Genomic DNA, 20,323 nt, shown 5'->3' on the forward strand with positions numbered 1-20,323 from the left:
ATTCAGAGGCGAATTGTGCCCTGCTTCATAAGTTGGATTCAAGTCGATTAAAATAGTTAATGGCACAATAATAACGCATTGAAATAATGCGTTTTCAGCCCAATAACATCATACTTATTTCACTCCATGTAATGGACTGACAATATCAATTCCTCGAGAAAGTTTTTCCTTATTACCCTGATAATCCTCAAGAAGGATGCCGATAAATAGGCTATCCAGCAAGTTAAGCTGAACAATTCTTGCCACAGCATTTTGCCCCAGTAGCGGCCCACTCATCGCCGGACTGAAAATAGACAGATCTGAACACTGCGAAAGTGGGGAGCCATCGTCGTTGGTGATACAGATAATTTTCGCTTTACGCAAACGAGCTGTGTTTACGGCCTCTAGTATTTCCCTGGTGTCACCAGTCTGAGAAATAGCAATCACTACATCATTTTCATCAAGTTGACTTGCTACCATCAACATCAGATGAAAATCACTGTATGTATGACAGATAATGCCGATACGTAGAAGTTTATGTTCAAAATCCATACTGACCGACGCTGAGCCGCCGACACCAAAAATGATCACTCTTCGGGCCTTAAATATAAACCTGGCAGCCTCTCCTATGGTGGCCGAGTCAGCCACTGAACGGGCCTCTTTTAAAACTTGAATGCTATTTGAAAAGACTTTATCCAGCACTGTATCAAGGTTGTCATGCTCGGTGATCTCTTCCTCTCTTTCATAAGGCAGGGCTTCAAAATAGCTGAGAAGTGCACTTCGTAGTTCACGAAACCCTGAAAAGCCAATCTTTTTGGCAACCTTAACGAGCAAAGGCTCAGAGACTTCAAGGGCACTTGCGACTTCACGTAGACCCGTTTTCTGACAAATATTCCCTTTTGTTATCAACCATTCAGCAATTCTGCGTTCAGTTGGATTGAGCTGGGAAAGAGACATTTTTATCCGTGCTCCTATCGCCAGCGCACTGTCCACGTCCCTGACTACATCCTGATTATCGGTCATTTTTACACACCCTAGCCGTGCTGAAAGTAAGTGACTCGAAGACTATCACAAGGTCTCAACCTATTGAATATTAAACTTGTGAATAGATTCTATTTTTTCACAACTAAAAAACCAAATGTGAAATAAAATAATTTCCATATATCTAGAGTTAGTTCAAACACCATTGTTTTAGGTGCCTAAAGCAACAAACCCTTATCGATGTCATTAAATAATTATACACAATTAACTTATTATGTGAAGTTGATCGCCATAAGCTCTTGCCTTTTGATTAACTTCACACTAATAATGATTCTCGTGAAGTTATTGCGCAGGTGACGATAAATAAAAACTCCATTTATGGCCTACACCTGATTCGAACGTTGTACCTGAACATAGTAAAGAGAATATTATGAAAACAACATTTTTCGGAATTCTTCAGCGTATAGGGCGCTCATTCATGCTCCCGATAGCTCTGTTGCCCGTAGCTGGTTTGTTACTGGGCATCGGCGCTTCATTTACCAACCAGACAACTATTGACTCGTACGGGCTTCAGTCTGTACTGGGTGATGGCACCATACTTCACGCTTTACTAACAGTAATGAAAAGTTCTGGGAGCGTGGTTTTCTCCAATCTCCCCATGCTGTTTGCTATTGGGGTAGCGATGGGCATGGCTAAAAAAGAAAAAGAAGTCGCCGCTATTTCTGGTGCTATCGGCTTTTTTGTTATGCATGCCACCATTAACGCCATGCTCGAAATTCGTGGCCTTCTCGTCGCCGGGGCACTTCCCGATGGTTCGCTGGGTATGACTCTCGGTATCAATTCCCTTCAGATGGGAGTGTTCGGCGGGGTAATTGCCGGGCTGGGGGTGGCTGCATTACATAATCGCTTTTATCGGATTGAACTGCCCGCTACGTTCTCGTTCTTTGGTGGCACACGATTTATTCCCATCATTTCAGCGATTACCTATGTCGGTGTCGGTATCTTGATGTTCTTCATCTGGCCTAGCATCCAGAATGCAATTTTGCATCTCGGTGCTCTGGTCAACAGTGCAGGCTACGCCGGAACCTTCATCTATGGCGTCATTGAACGGGCACTTATCCCGTTTGGTTTGCATCACGTATTCTATATGCCATTCTGGCAAACAGGGCTTGGCGGCACGGCCATCATTGATGGGGTGACCGTATCTGGCGCGCAAAATATATTCTTTGCCGAGTTGGCCAGCCCGAATACGCATGAATTTTCTGTTGAAGCAACCCGCTTTATGGCCGGGAAGTTCCCATTCTATCTGTTCGGTATTCCAGGTGCAGCACTGGCTATCTACCACACTGCCCGACCAGAAAAACGTAAACTGGTTCTTGGTTTATTGCTATCCGCCACATTGACTGCCGTGCTGACAGGGATAACCGAACCGATTGAGTTTTCCTTCCTGTTTGCAGCACCATTGCTGTATGTGCTGCACTGTATTCTGGCCGGTTTATCCTTCATGTTCTGCCACATCTTTAATGTGGGTGTGGGGCAAACGTTTTCAGGTAGTCTGATTGACTTTGTGCTCTTTGGTGTCATGCAGGGCAACACCAAAAGCCATTGGATCAACGCTATTCTGATTGGCATCCCACTGTTCCCCATTTACTACTTCAGCTTCCGCTATTTGATCACTCGCTTTGACTTTAAGACGCCGGGAAGAGAAGACGACGACACCCAGGAAACAAAGCTTTATACCCGCAAAGATCTAGAAGCCCGGGATAGGCCAGCCACTGCCAACAGCAATATGGCTGGGGACGATAAAGTTTCAGCACTGATTCTGTCTGGTCTAGGTGGCATCGCCAATATTTCTGACCTTGATTGCTGCGCCACCCGCCTTCGAGTCACCGTATTTGATGAAAATCAGGTTGATGACGCGATGCTAAAAAGCTCTGGAGCAAAAGGTGTAGTCCGAAAAGGTAAAGGTGTGCAGGTCATCTATGGGCCACACGTCACGCTGATTAAATCCAATCTGGAAGACTGCATGGAAGGTTCACATTAAATAACGGGGGCCTCGGCTCCCGGTAATTATCGTTATTGTTTATTAAGAGAATATGAGAGGAAACATGAAAATTGCTATTGGTTGCGATCACGTCGGTATTATTCTCAAACCGGCAATTACAGAACATCTTATTGCACGCGGTATTACTGTAATTGATAAAGGGGCGCATGAAGACACCCGAACTGATTATCCGATCTATGGCAAAGCGGTGGCAGAAGCTGTCGTTTCAGGAGAGGCAAATCTGGGAATTGTATTTTGTGGCTCAGGTATTGGTATCTCAATTGCCGCCAATAAAGTAAAGGGCATCCGCGCAGTTGTTTGCAGCGAGCCCTATTCTGCGAAATTATCCCGCGAACACAATAATACTAATGTGCTCTCTTTCGGCTCTCGAGTTATTGGTCCAGAGCTGGCAAAAATGATTGTGGATGCATGGTTGGATGCGAAATTTGAAGGTGAACGTCACCAAAAAAGAGTGGAAATGATCACGGCAATTGAGGAGGAACAAGCATGAAATTGCAATTTTGTCCGTCATTAATGTGCGTGGATTTCGCCCGTCTGAGTGAAGAGCTGGCCAATCTGGAGAATGCCGGAGCTGCAATGTTCCATATTGATGTGATGGATGGCCATTTTGTTCCCAATTTTGCACTCGGCCCGGAAGACATCAAAGCGGTATCAAAGCTGGCGACCATTCCTTACGATGTTCACTTGATGGTGACAAACCCGGACCCTTATATAGATCGCTTTGCCGATCTGGGATGCAGTATTATTTATGTCCACGCCGAGGCTCCTGTTCATCTACATCGTACTCTGTGTAATATACGTAGTCGGGGCATCAAAGCGGGGGTGGCCATCAATCCAGGAACACCGCTGAGTGTCCTTGACGAAGTATTAGATGTTGTGGACGTTGTCATGGTGATGTCGGTCAATCCGGGTTTTGCCGGTCAGCCTTTTATCACGTCCTCCGTCAGTAAAATTCGCCGACTAAAGGCAATGCTGCAACAACATCAAAGTAAAGCTCAAATTGCCATTGATGGGGCTATTTCCCCGGAGATAGTGAGAACGCTGGGTGCAGATGTGGACATGTTTATTCTCGGCACGGCAGGTCTATTCCGCAAAGATATGTCCTACAAGCAAGCGATTGATGTTCTAAATGAACAAGCTGCCCTTGCCCACAAGACAACACAACAGATGTCAGCCTAATATTACTCATTGATATAAAAACGCCGAGAATCAATCCCGGCGTTAATCTAACGAGCATGAGATAATTACTTCATACTTCCAACCATATCTTCCGGCTTAACCCATTCATCAAACTGTTCGCTGGTCAGATAGCCTAACTTCAGGGCCGCCGCTTTCAGTGTTAGCCCCTCTTTGTGCGCCTTTTTAGCAATCTCCGCCGCTTTATCGTAGCCAATATGAGTATTCAGCGCAGTAACCAACATCAGTGACTCATTCAGCAACTGTGTTATACGGTCGCGATTGGGTTCAATACCCACGGCACAATGCTCATTAAAACCGCGCATACCATCAGCGAGCAAACGGATGGATTGCAGGAAATTATGTATCACCAACGGGCGGAACACATTTAATTCAAAATTACCGGATGCCCCGCCAATATTAACCGCCACATCGTTACCCATAACCTGCGCGCATAGCATGGTCATCGCTTCACATTGTGTCGGGTTAACTTTACCCGGCATGATAGAACTGCCTGGTTCATTCTCTGGAATCGAAATCTCGCCAATCCCACACCTTGGGCCGGACGAGAGCCAACGCACATCATTAGCAATCTTCATCAGCGAAGTCGCCAAACCTTTTAAGGCTCCGTGGCTATGAACTAATGCATCGCACGTGGCTAATGACTCAAATTTATTTGGCGCAGTGATAAATGGTTGATGAGTTAAGGCGGCAATCTCATTTGCGACGCGCACCGCATACTCAGGATGGGTATTCAGGCCCGTGCCTACTGCAGTCCCCCCCAGCGCTAGCTCACATAAATGAGGAATGGTTGCCTCTATATGCTTCACACTGTGGGATAACATCGCCACCCAGCCCGAAATCTCCTGCCCCAGCGTCAATGGTGTGGCGTCTTGCAGATGTGTGCGACCAATCTTCACAATATCGCGATAGGCTTCGGCTTTGTCCGCGAGTGTCTGCTGCAATATCTTCAGTTCTGGCAGCAAATGTTCACGTAGCCCAATAACTGCGGCAACGTGCATTGCCGTCGGGAATACATCATTTGAACTTTGGCTTTTATTGACATCATCATTAGGGTGAACCAGACGATTATTACCCCGCTCTCCCCCTAACAGCTCGCTGGCGCGGTTTGCCAATACCTCATTCATATTCATATTGGTCTGAGTACCAGACCCGGTTTGCCAAATAGACAGCGGAAATTCACCGGGATGGCAATCATCCAACACTTCATCGGCGGCCCGCATAATGGCCTTTGCGCGCTCAGCAGGTAGCAAGCCAAGGTCCATATTCACCTGTGCCGCGGCCCGCTTAGTCAGCGCCAGAGCATGAATCAGCGCGGTCGGCATTTTCTCTTGTGAAATACGAAAATGCTCCAGTGAACGCTGGGTTTGCGCGCCCCATAATTGACTGGCCGGTACATCGATTGGCCCCATAGAGTCTTTTTCACTGCGGGTGGTCGCCATCACGGTCTCCTTAGCACTTAAAACAGTAGGTTGAGGTAAGTCATGCCACTCTTATTGGTTACACGACAACAGTAATAATGGCATATTTAGCGCCATCTTTATGCGATTGATTCGCATTTCTATCAATTAGTTATACCCGTTAGTCGGGCGAGTAGCATTACCACTTGCAACCCCTCTGGCCCCATTGTTTACTAAGAGACTATTTTTATTAGGGCGCTGGCCTTTTTAAGGCAATGAGTTTTCAGCTGACCTCGGCATAAAGCTCATTATAGCCCGCAACAAATGGCAGAAAGTAACCATGCAAAAAATGAAAAACGCGGTACAAAACTATGCTTGGGGCAGTACCAATGCACTCACTGAGCTGTATGGTATTGCTAATCCACAAGGTAAACCTATGGCCGAACTGTGGATGGGCGCGCATCCCAAAAGCAGCTCTGAAGTGGCAGATGCCAACGGCCAATGGCACTCACTGCGCGATGTGATTGAACAAGATCCCGATGCCAATTTAGGCTACGACGTTTTCCAACGTTTTGGTGAGTTACCTTTCCTGTTCAAAGTACTGTGTGCTGCTCAGCCGCTGTCGATTCAAGTACATCCCAGCAAGCGCGCCGCCGAAATTGGCTTTGCTAAAGAGAATCAGGCCGGTATTCCACTCGATGCCGCCGAAAGAAATTATAAAGATGCCAACCATAAGCCTGAGCTGGTTTATGCCCTGACACCTTTCCAGGCCATGAACGGTTTCCGCACCCTTGATGATATTGCAGCATTGCTACACCCCTTGGCGGCAGCGCATCCCGATATCGCCGCATTCCTGCGCGAACCGGACACTGAACATTTAGCCACACTATTTGCCAGTTTGCTGAGTATGGAGGGTGAACCCAAAACGCGCGCACTGGGCATATTGAAAGCAGCATTGAATAACCAGTTGGGCGAGCCTTGGGATACTATCCGCAGCATTTCGCGGTTCTACCCTGAAGACAGTGGCCTGTTCTCACCATTACTGCTGAATGTGGTGACGCTGCAACCGGGCGAAGCGATGTTTTTATATGCCGAGACTCCTCATGCCTATCTGGATGGTGTGGCGCTAGAAGTGATGGCTAACTCAGATAATGTGTTACGCGCCGGGCTAACCCCTAAGTTTATCGATATTCCAGAGTTAATGGCGAATCTGCAATTTATTTCTAAACCAGCCGATACTCTGCTTACCCAGCCGCAGCAACAGGGCAACGAGTTGGTCTTCCCTATCCCGGTTGAAGACTTCGCTTTTTCGCTGCATACATTAACTGCCGATCCGCAACTATTAGCGCAAAATAGCGCCGCTATCGTGTTTTGTGTTACCGGTCAGGCGGTACTGAAAAAACAGCAGCAAGAAATTACCCTGCAACCGGGCGAATCTTGTTTTATTCCGGCCAATGAATCCCCGGTTAGCGTGCAAGGTGTTGGCTCAATTGCCCGTGTCTACAACGCAGGGTGAACGAAGTACCTCATTTTGTTGTCTATTGCTGGCCTTTTACTGCCTGAATAGATAGATTTCGGGGTCGCAATTAACATTTGCACCGCTAAATGGGTTTTTAGGCTCAGGATCGTTTCTGTTATAGGTTATAAATGATTATTCGCCGCAATAATATTTGTGTAAGTTTAATCAAGGCCTATATTATTTTGGGGGGTGCTATTTCTAGCACTCCCTTAGTGTCATACCCAGTAGTTGCAAGATGCTGGGTATATTTAACTAGTGACTCATTACCGCGTTCAACGTAGTGAATTTGGTGTATTAAAAAAGGATGAACAGAACAATGAAAAAATCGTTAGTGGCTGTCAGCGTCATTGTGGTACTTGGCGCAGCATGGACTGGAGCCTCGTGGTATACCGGCAAACTGATTGAACAACGTATGGGTGAATTGGTTAACAATGCAAACGGTCAGATCAGAACCTTGCTACCAAAAGCCGGGGTGAAATTTGCCTATACTGACTACCAGCGCGGCCTGTTCCGTAGCCAGGTTCGCTATGTGTTACAAGCAGATAGCAGCGTTGCCGGTGAAAAAGCCCTAAAAGATGGTGACGAAGTGGTCTTCATCGAAACTATCGATCATGGCCCGTTCCCGTTAGCCCAGTTAAAAAAATTCAATCTGATCCCCAGTATGGCTTCGGTACATACCGAGCTTGCCAACACGCCAGCATTGAAAAAGCTGTTTGAAGTGACTAAGGGGCAATCACCATTTACTGCCGACTCCCGCATTTCATACGGCGGTGATACCTCTTCTGCCATTACCTTCATTCCTATTGATTATCAGCAAAATGCCACCAGCGTGAAATTCTCTGGTGCCAAAATTGATGCTGATGTTTCGCGCGATATGCGTGATGTGAAAATGAGCGGTTCTAGCGATAGTCTGGTAGTCGCCAGCAAAAACCAGTGGGATCAAGTGGAGCAATTCACGCTGCAAGGTCTGTCAGTCAAAAGTGACAGCAAAACCGGCAAGTTTGATCTGAGCATTGGCGAGCAGCAACTTGGCATCAAGCAGATCGGTTTCAGTCTCGAAGGCAAAGATATTGCCACCTTGGTTGGTTTTAACCTGAATACCCAGTTAGGTGAAACCGATAAAGACCTGAACGGTAAGCTGACCTACACGCTAGATGCGTTGAAAGTTCAAGGTAATGACTTTGGCTCTGGCAAACTGGCCTTTACTTTCGCTAACCTCGATGGTCAAAGCCTGAAGCAATTCGCCAGTGCTTATAATCAGCAAGTGATGAAAGCCGTGCAAGCGGGTGAAAATCTCGATCCTGAAGCTTATCAGCAACAAATGACCGAGATATTGCTGGCCAATCTTCCGGGCTTGCTGAAAGGTAACCCGACAGTCAGCATTGCACCACTGAGCTGGAAAAATGCCAAAGGGGAAAGTACCTTTACCCTGAATGTCGCACTGGCGGATCCAGCACAGGCCAAAGCCACTAATCAGCCACTGTTAGCACAGTCAGTGAAAAAAGTAGATGCGGCGCTGACCATCCCGATGCCAATGGCCGTCGAGTTGATATCCCAGGTTGCCCGTCTGCAAGGTCACTACAGCCAGGAAGAAACCCAGAAATCGGCGCAGCAGCAGGTTCAGGGTATGGCGGCTATGGGCCAGATGTTTAAACTGACCACCACCAAAGATGATGTTATCAGCAGCAGCTTCCAATATGCTGATAACCAAGTCGATTTGAATGGTCAGAAAATGTCACTGCAAGAATTCGTCGGGCTGTTTGGTATGTTCGGTGGACCAGATGCAGAAGATGACAGTAATGAGCTTGAAACAGTTCCCGCCACTCCAGTACCAGATGCTCCAGCAAAATAAGTCTTTTATCGGCGGAATATCAAGCGGAGCCTGCGGGCTCCGTTTTTTATGGTGGCAAGGTTTTGATTCGTCGTACCTGTTCCAAAAATGAACGCAGTACCGGTGACTGATTATCCGATAAATAGGCAATGCCAATCCCCATGGATAAAGCAGCAAACTCATGGTTAAGTGCCCGGAAAACAACACCCTCTCGTTTTACCTTCTTCAGTGATGAGGGGATCAGCCCAATGCCTTGCTCTTCAGCAATCAGGCCCAGCAAGATATGGTGATCCACCGGTTCGGGAATTACCGGAAAAGTAAAACCAACCCGATCAAAAAAGGCCTGACAATAGTCATAAAAACCTGGGTTTAAGCGCCGTTTAAACCAAAAAATGGGCTCATCTCTGAGGTCATTTAAACTCAATTTTCGTTTACTGGCTAACCGGTGATGTGCGGGCAAAGCCGCAATAAAAGGCTCCTGATAAATCGACTCGATGGCTAAACCCGCCCCGGCGATGCTGGTATTTAGTCCGATAAAAGCAACATCCATCACACCATTCTTGATATCGCGCAGCAGATAGAGTGACGTCTTACCCTTGGTCACAATCTGCCAGTTGGGGAATAACTGACTAAGTTGTTGCTGCATATCGGGAATAACACTGCGATCAAATACCGTGGTATAGCCAATAACAAATTTTCGGTATTCAGGGTCCTGAGCGGACCGCGCCACAGTAATGGCTTTCTCGGCCTGCAACAGTGCCAACTTGGCTTCAGGCAAGAATGCCACTCCTGCCCCGGTCAATGTGACACCGGATTTACTCCTGAGAAATAACTGCACTCCTAGCAACTCTTCCAACTGCTGAATTTGCCGACTCAGTGGTGGCTGAGAGATATGCAACCGCTCAGCCGCCCGCCTGAAGCTGAGTTCTTCGCTGACCGCCACAAAGTAGCGGAATTGTCGTAAATCAATCGCTGTATTCATACCTAAAAAGTATCACCTAAAGGGTATTGGATACAATGCTTCTTCGTAGCCTAGAGTAACGCTCAGTAAAAGATGAGTTTGTTGAAAATCCACTCTAAAGATAAGGTTGCGACCGATGAAAACTGGCCTGTATTCCCTGATATTAGGATGCAATACCCTTTTGCTTCCTCTCGCCTTCCCGTCAATTAGCCTAGCGCAGCCAATAGCGGCTGAAAATATTAGCCAATGGCAAGGATTTAATGCCCCAACCGGCATCGCCACCGCAAAAGATGGAACGGTCTATGTGACTAACTGGGGCGGTAATAGCGTCGAAAGAATCGCACCTGATGGCTCCCGTAGCGTTTTTCTGACTGGAATATCCTCGCCAGCAGGTATTGTCATTGATAACGATGGCACCCTTTTCGTGGCATCCTATTCCGGTGACTATATCGAGGCCATAGCGCCCGACGGGGCCAGAAAACGACTGGTTGAGGGACTTGCCACTCCAACTGGACTGGCCCTTGCGGCTAATGGTCAACTGCTCGTGGCCAATAGAGCAGCCGGTCAGATTCTGTCGATCAATAAATCAAACGGCCAACAGCGTGTTGTTGCCCGCTCACTATCCCTGCCGGTAGGCGTTGTGGAAATGAAAGACGGCAGTCTGGTTTCGTCGCAGTACGGCGGGCGAGTGACCCGGATTAAACCCGATGGAACCACACAGGAGCTGGGGAAAGACTTTACCCGACCGGGTGTAGGTATTCTGGCTGATGGCGATGATGCCGTTTTTGTCATTGATAATGGGGCTAACGTGGTACGGCGGGTTTCATTCTCAGGGCAGACACAGACCATCGGCCCGGAAATGACTGGCGGTAGCGCGGTCGCACTGGGTTGGGGCAATAGCAACGAACTACTGGCAGGCGCTTGGGGCAGCAATCGGATTTACCGTATCCAGTTGACGCGTTAGCCTGAACAACAGAGACAAAGACGCGGCCAAGAGAGTTCGGCCGCGTTTGTTTCTGCCTGTAGTGACCGACAAGGTGATCGTTGCGATCAGGCCGAACCACGGCGGATCAGCACCGGCGGTAATATGACACTTTGTAGTTGCAAATCGACCCCAGCGATCCGTTGTAGCAGCCGCTGGCCGGCGCTGTAGCCAATCTCTCTGGCAGAACTGGTGATAAAGGTTAACGGCGGCTCGGTGAGTTCGGCTTCCGGAACATCACCAAAACCAATCAATGCCACTTGCTGATCGAGATAAGTATCCACCCCGGCACTGCCAATAGTCCTGCCAGTACGTAAAATACCAAAATAAGCCCCTAAGGCAACTGACGCCTGATGGCACACAATGGCGCTGACATTGGGATGATGGCGCAATAACTCTTCCGCTGCATCGGCGGCTGCTTGTTGGTGGCTATCACACTCTACCACCCACTCTGAGCGAAACGGCAGCCCATATTGCACCAAGGTGGCACAAAAGCCCCCTAGCCGCTCAGCACGCGTCAATGAGTGCGAATGCCCGCCCAGATAAGCTATTTGCCGATGACCGCGCTCAATAAGAAACTCCGTGGCCATTTTAGCCGCTTGCATATTGTCTGGCCGCACCACGTCCACGCCATCCAACACATTCGATCGCGCTGCACAAATCAGCGGGATATCATGCTCGGCGGCTTTTTCTTGCAATCCCATTTCCCGTTTGGCACCGCCCCCCAGCACCAAGCCATCAACCCCTTGGTCAATCAGCGTATCAAAACAACGCAATAGCCCTTTCCCTTCGCGACCACTTTGGGTCAAAAACAACAGCTTGCCCTCGGCTTCAATGGCCTGACTCAATCCCGCGGTCATCTCGGCATAAAAGGGATCGCCGATATCGCGCACGATCAAACCAATCACGCCAGACTCCCCGCCGCGTAATTGGGCCGCCTGACGGTTACGCACATAACCTAATTGTTCTATTGCCTGATTAACCCGGTCGGAAGTAGCCGGAGAAATACGCCCTTTGCCACTAATAGCGAGTGAAACCGTCGCGACTGAGACGCCCGCAAATTTGGCCACATCGGTAATTGTCGTTTTTTTAATTGTCATAACCGCTGATAAGCATTGTTAACGTAGTCTGGTCAATCTTCGTACTTCAGCACGAAGCCCAATACATCTGGATAAATGTTACACCCACAGCCTCAAATTCATCCTACAAAACACGCCAAGTTAAACGTTTAATCTGATGATTTACTCTAATACAAAAATAGGATCCGTAATTGTGACTTGTCGCTCATATTATCTGGGTTAAACGTTTTATCTTGTTTTACCTCCAGACAGGGAGACGATAGACCCGCCATGGCACCGCAATCAATATCAGCGGGTGGCGTTTTTAATATCAGCATTTTTAACATCAGGTGTGTTAAGCACAGGAGTCACTATGTCAGCGGTAAAAAAACAAAAAATTACGCTGTGGGAGTTTTTCCAAAGTTTAGGGAAAACCTTCATGCTACCCGTCGCCCTGCTCTCCTTCTGTGGGATCATGCTGGGTATCGGCAGTTCACTCAGCAGCAAAGATGTCATCACTCTCTTGCCATTCATTGGTCATCCTGCCTTCCAGCTATTATTTACCTGGATGAGTAAAGTTGGCTCATTTGCCTTTAGCTTTTTGCCGGTGATGTTCGCTATCGCCATCCCTCTGGGTATGGCGCGCGAAAACAAAGGTGTGGCGGCTTTCTCTGGTTTTGTCGGCTTTGCGGTACTGAATCTGGCCACCAACTTTTACCTCACCACCAGCGGTGTGTTGCCGACGACCGATCCATTGGTACTGAAAACCCATAACATTCAGAATATTTTGGGTATTCAGTCTATCGATACCGGTATTTTGGGTGCAGTCATTGTCGGGGTTATTGTTTACCTGCTCCATGAGCGCTTCAACACCATACGCCTACCTGATGCATTAGCTTTCTTTGGCGGCACCCGCTTTGTCCCAATTGTCACAACCGTGGTGCTCGGGCTGGTTGGTTTATTGATCCCGCTGATCTGGCCTTGGTTTGCTGCCGGTATTAATGGATTAGGCCGCTTGATCAATGGTGCCGGGATGTTTGGCCCAATGATTTTCGGTAGTGGCGAGCGCTTATTACTGCCCTTTGGTTTACACCATATATTGGTGGCGCTGATTCGCTTCACTGAAGCAGGCGGTACCATGGATGTTTGCGGTCATAGTGTTAGTGGTGCATTAACCATCTTCCAGGCGCAATTATCCTGCCCGACCACCACTGGCTTCTCTGAAAGCGCAACACGCTTCTTGTCTCAGGGCAAAATGCCGGCCTTTCTTGGTGGTTTGCCGGGTGCGGCACTGGCCATGTATCACTGCGCCAAACCTGAAAACCGTCATAAAATTAAAGGATTGCTGATTTCTGGTGTCGTGGCCTGTGTGGTCGGCGGCACTACCGAACCGATTGAATTCCTGTTCCTGTTTGTTGCGCCATTCCTCTATCTTATTCATGCCATCCTGACCGGTCTGGGCTTTACCGTCATGGCCTTACTGGGTGTCACCATCGGCAATACTGACGGCAATATCATTGATTTCGTGGTGTTCGGCATTCTGCATGGCACCGCCACCAAATGGTACTGGGTGCCGGTAGTGGCGGGGATCTGGTTTGTGGCTTACTACATGATCTTCCGTTTTGCTATTCAGCACTTCAATATCAAAACACCGGGACGTGAGAGTGAAACCACCGCCAGTAGCAATGCTGAAAAAGCCGCCAGTAGCGCAGTTACCGGCAAATCCGGCTATAACTCTCCGGCTATCCTCACCGCGTTGGGTGGTGCAGATAATATTGTCTCATTAGATAACTGTATTACTCGCTTACGTATGTCAGTGAAAGATATGAGTCTGGTAGACAAAGAAGCTCTGAAAGCCAACCGAGCCATCGGGGTTATTCAACTCAACGATCACAACCTTCAAGTGGTTATTGGCCCGCAAGTGCAATCAGTGAAAGATGAATTAGACTCACTGATAGGCAATGAACAATTTGCCACGTCCTAACTCGATAATCCGTTAAGCTATTACTAAAGACCGATTATTTGCCCATCAAGACCCAACGTATTTGACCTGGCGGCTAACCCGCCAGCGGCGTCAAATACCGCGGGTCTCTTTGATAAGCGAGATGCGAATGTTTGATTTCTCCACCCCTGTCGATCGCCACGGCACTTGGTGTACCCAATGGGACTACATTGCTGACCGTTTTGGCGCCGCAGACTTGCTGCCCTTTACTATCTCGGATATGGACTTCCCCACCGCACCGGTTATTTTACAGGCGCTAAATCAGCGCATTGAGCATGGGGTGTTGGGCTACAGTCGCTGGCAGCATGAAGATTTTCTGGGCGCAGTTCGTCATTGGTATCAGCAACGTTTTCATTGCCATATTGATACCTCAATGGCGGTTTATGGCCCATCGGTGATTTATATGGTGGCCCAGTTGATTCGCTGCTGGTCAGCACCTAGCGATTTCATCGTCACCCATACCCCGGCTTATGATGCTTTTTACAAAGTGATCCTGGGCAATCAGCGTCAATTACTGAGTTGCCCGCTGCATAAAGTCGATAACCAGTGGCAATGTGACATGGCCCATCTGGAGGCTTTGCTGGCGCGCCCTCAGACTAAAATTTTGCTACTGTGTAGCCCACATAACCCAACCGGTAAAGTCTGGACACCGCAAGAGCTGGCGCAGATGGCCGAGTTATGTGAACGTCATCAGGTCAAAGTTATCAGTGATGAGATCCACATGGACATGACCTGGGGTGATCAGGTTCATACGCCGTGGAGTGAGGTTGGTCAAACACCTTGGGCGTTACTGACCTCTGGCTCCAAGACGTTTAATATTCCCGCGCTAACCGGCGCTTACGGTTTTATCAGCGACACTGAAACCCGCGATATCTATACCCAGATGTTAAAGGGCCGAGATGGCCTCTCTTCCCCGGCGGTGCTGGCAATCGTCGCGCATATTGCCGCGTATCGGCAGGCAGAGCCTTGGCTGGATGAATTGCGCCACTATCTGCAAGCTAATCTGGCTTATGTTGCCCAGCGGTTGAATGAAGCCTTCCCGACATTGGACTGGCAACCGCCACAGGCAACCTATTTGGCATGGATAGATTTGCGTCCACTGAATCTTGATGATCACCAATTACAGAATGTGCTGATCGAGCAACAGAAAGTCGCCATTATGCCCGGCTTTACCTATGGTGAAGAGGGCCGCGGTTTCCTGCGCCTCAATGTCGGCTGCCCGCGCAGTAAAGTGGTAGCCGGTATGGATAAGCTGATTGCTGGCATCCAATTTTTGCAAGGAAAATAGCTACTCTTAACCAGAAACTTGATTCTTGTGCGCCACTCTATCCCAGAGTGGCGTTTTATCCCTTCCCCGGCATCATCCCTACTGATAATCAAATAAAAGATATACTATTGAGCCACCTAATGGGACGAGGTCAATTTATATGCGCCGGGCCAGTCAATGAAAAAGAAAGAATTTATTGCGCAGGATTTACTGAGCAAAATGTACCAATATGGTGAAAACTTACCTGAAAAGTTACCGCCAGAACGCCAGTTGGCCGAGGAGTACGGCGTGTCGCGTTTTACTATTCGTAAAGCGTTGGAAAAACTGGCAGCCATTGGTGCAGTGCATATGGTGCAAGGCGCGGGGATCTTCATCAACCCCGGTGTTGGTAATAATCCGCTCGTGTATAACTCAATCACTGAAAAGAAATTCAACCAAATCAGCTTCCGTCTGATTAATCTGCATAAGCGCCGCCCCGATAATGAAGAGCAACAAATATTTAATCTCACTGCAGATGATTTTATCTGGGCATTTTCGCGTTTGCGTTACATTGATAACCGCAAAGTTCAAATTGAGAATTCCCGCATGCCGGTGTCAGCCTTCCCTGATTTAACACCCAAAGTCATCGAAAGCTCGATCCAGCAATATATCCTCAGCAAAGGTTATCGCCTGTCTCACTCATTAACCCACTATCAGGCAATTAATATCAATAAAGAGCAGGCTGAATTACTCGGATGCAAGAAAGGCATTGCCGCCATGCATATCCTGAACCGAGGAATTTTGCAGGACGGCAGTGTCTATACTTTCAGTGATATCGTCGATATCGACTATTCCTGTACCTATATCATTCCATTCAATCAGGACAACCTGAAATTTCGCCAAAGCTGAGCTGGATACCCGTCAATGCCTTATGCCACCGCCCTCTAAGGCGTATGAATGGTGCCATTTGGTAGGCGGCTTTGCGTCCATTCATGAGGCCGATAAACTACTGGGAATTCATTCGCTAGTTTGCCATCAAAATCAACGCCAATTCCGGCTTGCTCAATCGGATAGAAATACCCTGACTCCGGGACCACAGCTCCGGGGAAAACATGGGTGGTGTTGGTCGGATAGGCCACAAATTCCTGAATTGCCGCATTGTGCAGGTAAATATTTAGATGTGTATTAACTGCCGCACCAATGGGGGTCATATCCGGCGGACAATGCCAGGCGAGCCGCACGCCAAAACTTTGGCAGAAACTGCCCAATTTTAATGCCGGCGTAATCCCGCCAATCTGCGAAACATGGCAGCGCAGGAAATCGATGCGGCGATGAATAATCAGATCTTTCCATTCTGCGGGGTTATTAAATAGCTCACCGGTGGCAAGAGGAACCGCAGTCTGATGACGAATCTGCTCCAGCCATTCATTCTGATTAGGCGGCAAAATATCTTCAATATAGTAAGGCCGGAAAGCTTCTAACTGCTTGGCGAATTGCACGGCTTGCTGTGGGAACAGACGCTCATGGACATCATGTAATATATGGAATTGATTGCCATATTTTTCGCGCAGCGCCTTGAACATTGCCAGCGTGTTATCCATATATTGGTCTTGGTCATAATAGGCCCCTTCCGTTGGCTCACGAGTGACATGTAAATTTTCAGCATTGCCGCCATAGAAACCCAACTGACAGCGAATATGCCGATACCCTTGCGCCAGAAGTTTATCCACCTCAAGGTAGAGCCCTTCGAGAGTATCGCTGGCGGCATGGCTATATACCGCAATAGCATCTTTCGATTTACCACCAAACAGCTGATACAGCGGCATATCAGCTAACTTACCTTTAATATCCCACAGCGCCATATCAATGCCTGCGATAGCATTGTTAATCACCGGGCCGTTGCGCCAATAAGCATTGACCATCATCATCTGCCATAAATCTTCAATATTATTGGCATCACGTCCCAGTAATAATGGCCGCAGATATTCATCCACCATCACTTTAACCGCCAAAGGACGCTGCTGAAATGTGGCACAACCCAAGCCAACCACCCCTTTATCGGTTTCAATTTTAACCACCACCAAATTATGGCGATCAGGTCGAGTTATTTGACATTCAATGCCAGTGATTAATGTGGGTTGCATGCAACGCTCCTTGACAGCACTCAAGTAACCACTCTTTCGACGGGTTACAAGCTATGCGAAAATAAATAAATTTGTATGAAGTATTTGCTGATTTCACCTTATTTCGCCGGGCGTTGTAAACCTTAAATTTAAATGTTTTTTTTGGTCTGTAATTCACGCTATTTATCATAAAAAACCATACCAATTTACTGAAAACACCCTCAGATAAGCTCAACACACCGAATAGTGTGATACAGAGCATGATTTATTGGTTTGTTTTTAATATTTAGTAAATCTATTATCTTTCACAGTTAATAAAAATAATTATTCAGGTGCGAGGGCTTTATGGGCAGGACTGAGGCATGTCAATTAATAATCAAACTGGTTGGTGGACAGAAGAATATAAATAAAGTCTGGCACTGCATGACGCGCCTGCGTTTTGATTTAATTGATGATAGTCAAGTTGACTGGGAAAAAATCAAAGCATTACCCGGCGTATTAGGGGCGCAAAACCAGAGCGACCAGGTGCAAATTATTATCGGGCCCAAGGTTAATGCCTGGTATCAGGATATTGTTGATAACCTGGAACCTGAAGAAAATAAACCTTCAACCGCCCCTAAGGCGCGCAAAAGCCTGATCTCGCTGTTTATGGATACCGTTTCTGGCGTATTCGGCCCTATCGTGCCAGCAATTGCCGGTGCGGGGATGATTAAAGGCTTATTGGCAGGATTGATCGCGCTGAAAATCATCTCGGCCAAAAGCGATACCGTCATGATTATTGACTTAATTGCCAGTGGCGTATTCTATTTTCTGCCCTTCTTCCTTGCCGTCTCTGCGGCCAAAATATTTAAAACTAACGAATATCTGGCTGCCGCAGTTGCAGCTTGTCTGATGTACCCCACACTGATTGATGCCGCCAAAGCACTGGCGGCACATACTCCGGGCGCCGTTAACGTCATCTATTTTATGGACATTGTTCCGGTGTCGGTATTTAACTATTCCGCTAGCGTAATACCGGTTATTTTCTCGATTCTGGCACTGAGTTACATTCATCGCTGGGTCGATAAAATTATGCCCGATGTGCTGAAAACCGTCTTTACCCCGACCCTAACCCTGTTTATCACCGCCCTGGTTTCATTAACACTGATTGGCCCTGCGGGGATTTATTTAGGCAAACTGCTGGCATTTTGTATTCAGGGATTATTTGATATTTCGTCAGTATTTGCTGGCTTTATTGTCGGGGCCATTCGCCCGGTCGCCATTCTGACCGGGATGCATCACGCCATGACGCCGATTGCATTGCAAAACTTTACTGACAAAGGTTTTGATATGTTGATGCCGATGATGTTTATGGCCAATATGGCTATTGCCGGTTCCACTTTTGCTATCTATTTCCATGTTAAAACACGAGAAGAGAGAACCGTGGTACTGTCAGCGGCGGTTTCTGGCTTACTGGGAATAACCGAGCCAGCCCTGTTTGGGGTATTAACCAAATACAAGAAAGCTTTTATTGCCACCACCATCAGTAGCTCCATCGCCTCTGCATTTATCGCCTTCTTCGGTGTCCGACTTTATGGCTATATTCTGTCGAGCATATTTAGCCTGCCCGCCTATATTGGCCCTTACTTTATCTATATTTTGCTGGGGGTCACTCTGGCGCTTGGGCTGTCCTTCACCCTCACTTATCTGCTGGTGGTGCGATCGGAAAAGAAACTCGTCGCGGTAGAGTCTTAGTCGGTAATTAAAAATTGAGTGAGATGATGGGTGGACTGTGTCGTTCACCCATCATTCATTTGTGATGCTAATCACTTTTCTATGCAACAGGATGGATATTTTCATCGATTTGTTTTTATAATGTTCTGCACTTTACCTACTAACAGCAAAATCTAAGTGAGTGCACAATATGATCGACGCCCGCCTTCCTCTGACCGACATTCATCGCCACCTTGATGGCAATATCCGTGCGCAAACTATTTTGGACCTGGGTCGTCAGTTCAATTTATCATTACCGGCCAATGAGTTAGATGCCCTGCGTCCGCATGTACAAATCACTAAAACTGAACCTGATTTAGTCAGTTTCCTGCAAAAACTGGATTGGGGCGTGGCGGTGTTAGGCTCACTGGATGCTTGTCGTCGCGTGGCTTACGAAAACGTCGAAGATGCGGCAAACGCGGGTTTGCATTATGCCGAGTTACGCTTTTCTCCTTTCTACATGGCCATGAAACACCAGTTACCGGTGGCCGGGGTTGTTGAGGCGGTGATTGACGGTATCAAGTCCGGCTGCCGTGATTTTGCTATTGATATTCGCCTTATCGGCATTCTCAGCCGCACCTTTGGTGAGCAGGCCTGCTTGCAGGAGCTGGATGGCTTACTGGCCCATCGCGATAGCATCACGGCACTGGATCTGGCCGGTGACGAGCTGGGTTTCCCCGGCGGCCTGTTCCGCAGCCACTTCAATCGCGCGCGTGATGCGGGCTTGCGTATCACCGTCCATGCCGGCGAAGCGGCTGGCCCAGAGAGCATTTGGCAAGCTATCCGTGAGTTAGGGGCTGAACGTATTGGTCATGGTGTTAAAGCGGTAGACGATATTAAGCTGATGGATTATTTGGCTGAGCATAAGATTGGGATTGAATCCTGTCTGACCTCCAATATCCAAACCAGCACGGTCGCCTCTTTGGCAACCCACCCTTTAGCCACCTTCCTGCGTCATGGCGTGATGGCTTCCATTAATACTGATGACCCTGCGGTTCAGGGGATTGAAATTGCCCATGAGTATCATGTTGCCGCACCTGCCGCAGGTCTGACAGCGCAAGAAATTCGCCAGGCACAAGAAAATGGCCTGACCATGGCCTTTATCAGCGAGCAAGAAAAACAGGCGCTGCGTGACAAAATTCGCGCTTAAAGCCGTTCGTGGCTCTGCCGCCGAGATAATGACATAAAAAACGCCCGTATTTCATTGAAGTACGGGCGTTTTATTTT

Annotated in this window: 16 protein-coding genes; 11 read left to right on the forward strand and 5 right to left on the reverse strand. The window is 47.9% G+C overall.

Annotation, left to right across the window (positions count from 1 at the left end; all coding sequences use genetic code 11):
* Positions 1–114: 114 nt before the first annotated feature.
* Positions 115–1,002 carry an SIS domain-containing protein gene (locus tag FTA96_RS22560; RefSeq protein WP_050121346.1) on the reverse strand — a complete coding sequence of 296 codons (888 nt, stop codon included), beginning with the start codon at positions 1,000–1,002 and terminating at the stop codon, positions 115–117.
* 388 nt (positions 1,003–1,390) lie between these two features.
* Between FTA96_RS22560 and FTA96_RS22565 the strand changes: the two genes are divergently transcribed.
* The 3 genes from FTA96_RS22565 (at position 1,391) to rpe (ending at position 4,204) form a co-directional block, all read left to right on the forward strand.
* Positions 1,391–3,004 carry a PTS transporter subunit EIIC gene (locus tag FTA96_RS22565; protein WP_050121347.1) on the forward strand — a complete coding sequence of 538 codons (1,614 nt, stop codon included), beginning with the start codon at positions 1,391–1,393 and terminating at the stop codon, positions 3,002–3,004.
* A 64-nt stretch (positions 3,005–3,068) separates the two neighbouring features.
* The gene (gene rpiB, locus FTA96_RS22570; protein WP_050121348.1) at positions 3,069–3,515 is read left to right on the forward strand and encodes a ribose 5-phosphate isomerase B; all 447 of its coding nucleotides are present in this window, start codon (positions 3,069–3,071) and stop codon (positions 3,513–3,515) included.
* Positions 3,512–4,204: a ribulose-phosphate 3-epimerase gene (gene rpe / locus FTA96_RS22575; RefSeq protein WP_050134445.1), complete on the forward strand. Its 693-nt coding sequence runs from the start codon at positions 3,512–3,514 to the stop codon at positions 4,202–4,204. Before rpiB ends, rpe begins: the two co-directional genes overlap by 4 nt.
* A gap of 65 nt (positions 4,205–4,269) precedes the next feature.
* Here the strand turns inward: rpe and fumC are convergent, their stop codons facing one another.
* Positions 4,270–5,664, reverse strand: coding sequence for a class II fumarate hydratase (gene fumC, locus FTA96_RS22580; protein WP_050121350.1), 1,395 nt, complete (start codon positions 5,662–5,664; stop codon positions 4,270–4,272).
* A gap of 298 nt (positions 5,665–5,962) precedes the next feature.
* On the opposite strand from fumC, the gene manA reads away from it, so the two are divergent.
* Together manA and FTA96_RS22590 are read left to right on the forward strand one after the other, a co-directional pair.
* Entirely contained in the window at positions 5,963–7,138 is a 1,176-nt protein-coding gene (gene manA / locus FTA96_RS22585; RefSeq protein ID WP_145574943.1) for a mannose-6-phosphate isomerase, read from the forward strand.
* Positions 7,139–7,457: 319 nt separating this feature from the next.
* Positions 7,458–8,993: a YdgA family protein gene (locus FTA96_RS22590; RefSeq protein ID WP_050106973.1), complete on the forward strand. Its 1,536-nt coding sequence runs from the start codon at positions 7,458–7,460 to the stop codon at positions 8,991–8,993.
* A gap of 46 nt (positions 8,994–9,039) precedes the next feature.
* Here FTA96_RS22590 and FTA96_RS22595 read toward each other — a convergent pair whose 3' ends face one another.
* The gene (locus tag FTA96_RS22595; RefSeq protein WP_050121352.1) at positions 9,040–9,954 is read right to left on the reverse strand and encodes a LysR family transcriptional regulator; all 915 of its coding nucleotides are present in this window, start codon (positions 9,952–9,954) and stop codon (positions 9,040–9,042) included.
* Between the two features lie 115 nt (positions 9,955–10,069).
* Between FTA96_RS22595 and FTA96_RS22600 the strand changes: the two genes are divergently transcribed.
* A complete protein-coding gene (locus FTA96_RS22600) occupies positions 10,070–10,897 on the forward strand; it encodes a Vgb family protein (protein ID WP_235895553.1) in 828 nt (275 codons plus the stop codon).
* Positions 10,898–10,983: 86 nt separating this feature from the next.
* Here the strand turns inward: FTA96_RS22600 and FTA96_RS22605 are convergent, their stop codons facing one another.
* On the reverse strand, positions 10,984–12,015 hold the full coding sequence (locus FTA96_RS22605; protein ID WP_050106969.1) for a Mal regulon transcriptional regulator MalI: 1,032 nt from the start codon (positions 12,013–12,015) through the stop codon (positions 10,984–10,986).
* A gap of 331 nt (positions 12,016–12,346) precedes the next feature.
* Here FTA96_RS22605 and malX point away from each other — a divergent pair, with 331 nt between their 5' ends.
* The 3 genes from malX to FTA96_RS22620 all read left to right on the forward strand — a co-directional run bounded on the left by malX (position 12,347) and on the right by FTA96_RS22620 (position 16,130).
* The gene (gene malX / locus FTA96_RS22610) at positions 12,347–13,957 is read left to right on the forward strand and encodes a maltose/glucose-specific PTS transporter subunit IIBC (RefSeq protein WP_050106967.1); all 1,611 of its coding nucleotides are present in this window, start codon (positions 12,347–12,349) and stop codon (positions 13,955–13,957) included.
* A gap of 127 nt (positions 13,958–14,084) precedes the next feature.
* Entirely contained in the window at positions 14,085–15,263 is a 1,179-nt protein-coding gene (locus FTA96_RS22615; RefSeq protein WP_186371268.1) for a MalY/PatB family protein, read from the forward strand.
* 156 nt (positions 15,264–15,419) lie between these two features.
* Positions 15,420–16,130: a GntR family transcriptional regulator gene (locus FTA96_RS22620; RefSeq protein ID WP_050106966.1), complete on the forward strand. Its 711-nt coding sequence runs from the start codon at positions 15,420–15,422 to the stop codon at positions 16,128–16,130.
* Positions 16,131–16,165: 35 nt separating this feature from the next.
* On the opposite strand, the gene FTA96_RS22625 is transcribed toward FTA96_RS22620, so the two are convergent.
* A complete protein-coding gene (locus FTA96_RS22625; protein ID WP_050151227.1) occupies positions 16,166–17,365 on the reverse strand; it encodes an enolase C-terminal domain-like protein in 1,200 nt (399 codons plus the stop codon).
* Between the two features lie 324 nt (positions 17,366–17,689).
* On the opposite strand from FTA96_RS22625, the gene FTA96_RS22630 reads away from it, so the two are divergent.
* Complete coding sequence (locus FTA96_RS22630) at positions 17,690–19,078, forward strand: PTS transporter subunit EIIC (protein WP_050106963.1); 1,389 nt, start codon at positions 17,690–17,692, stop codon at positions 19,076–19,078.
* Positions 19,079–19,247: 169 nt separating this feature from the next.
* Complete coding sequence (gene add / locus FTA96_RS22635) at positions 19,248–20,246, forward strand: adenosine deaminase (RefSeq protein ID WP_145574945.1); 999 nt, start codon at positions 19,248–19,250, stop codon at positions 20,244–20,246.
* The last annotated feature ends 77 nt before the right edge of the window (positions 20,247–20,323 follow it).

The sequence above is a fragment of the Yersinia alsatica genome (genome assembly GCF_902170305.1).
In the GTDB taxonomy this organism is placed as follows: domain Bacteria; phylum Pseudomonadota; class Gammaproteobacteria; order Enterobacterales; family Enterobacteriaceae; genus Yersinia; species Yersinia alsatica.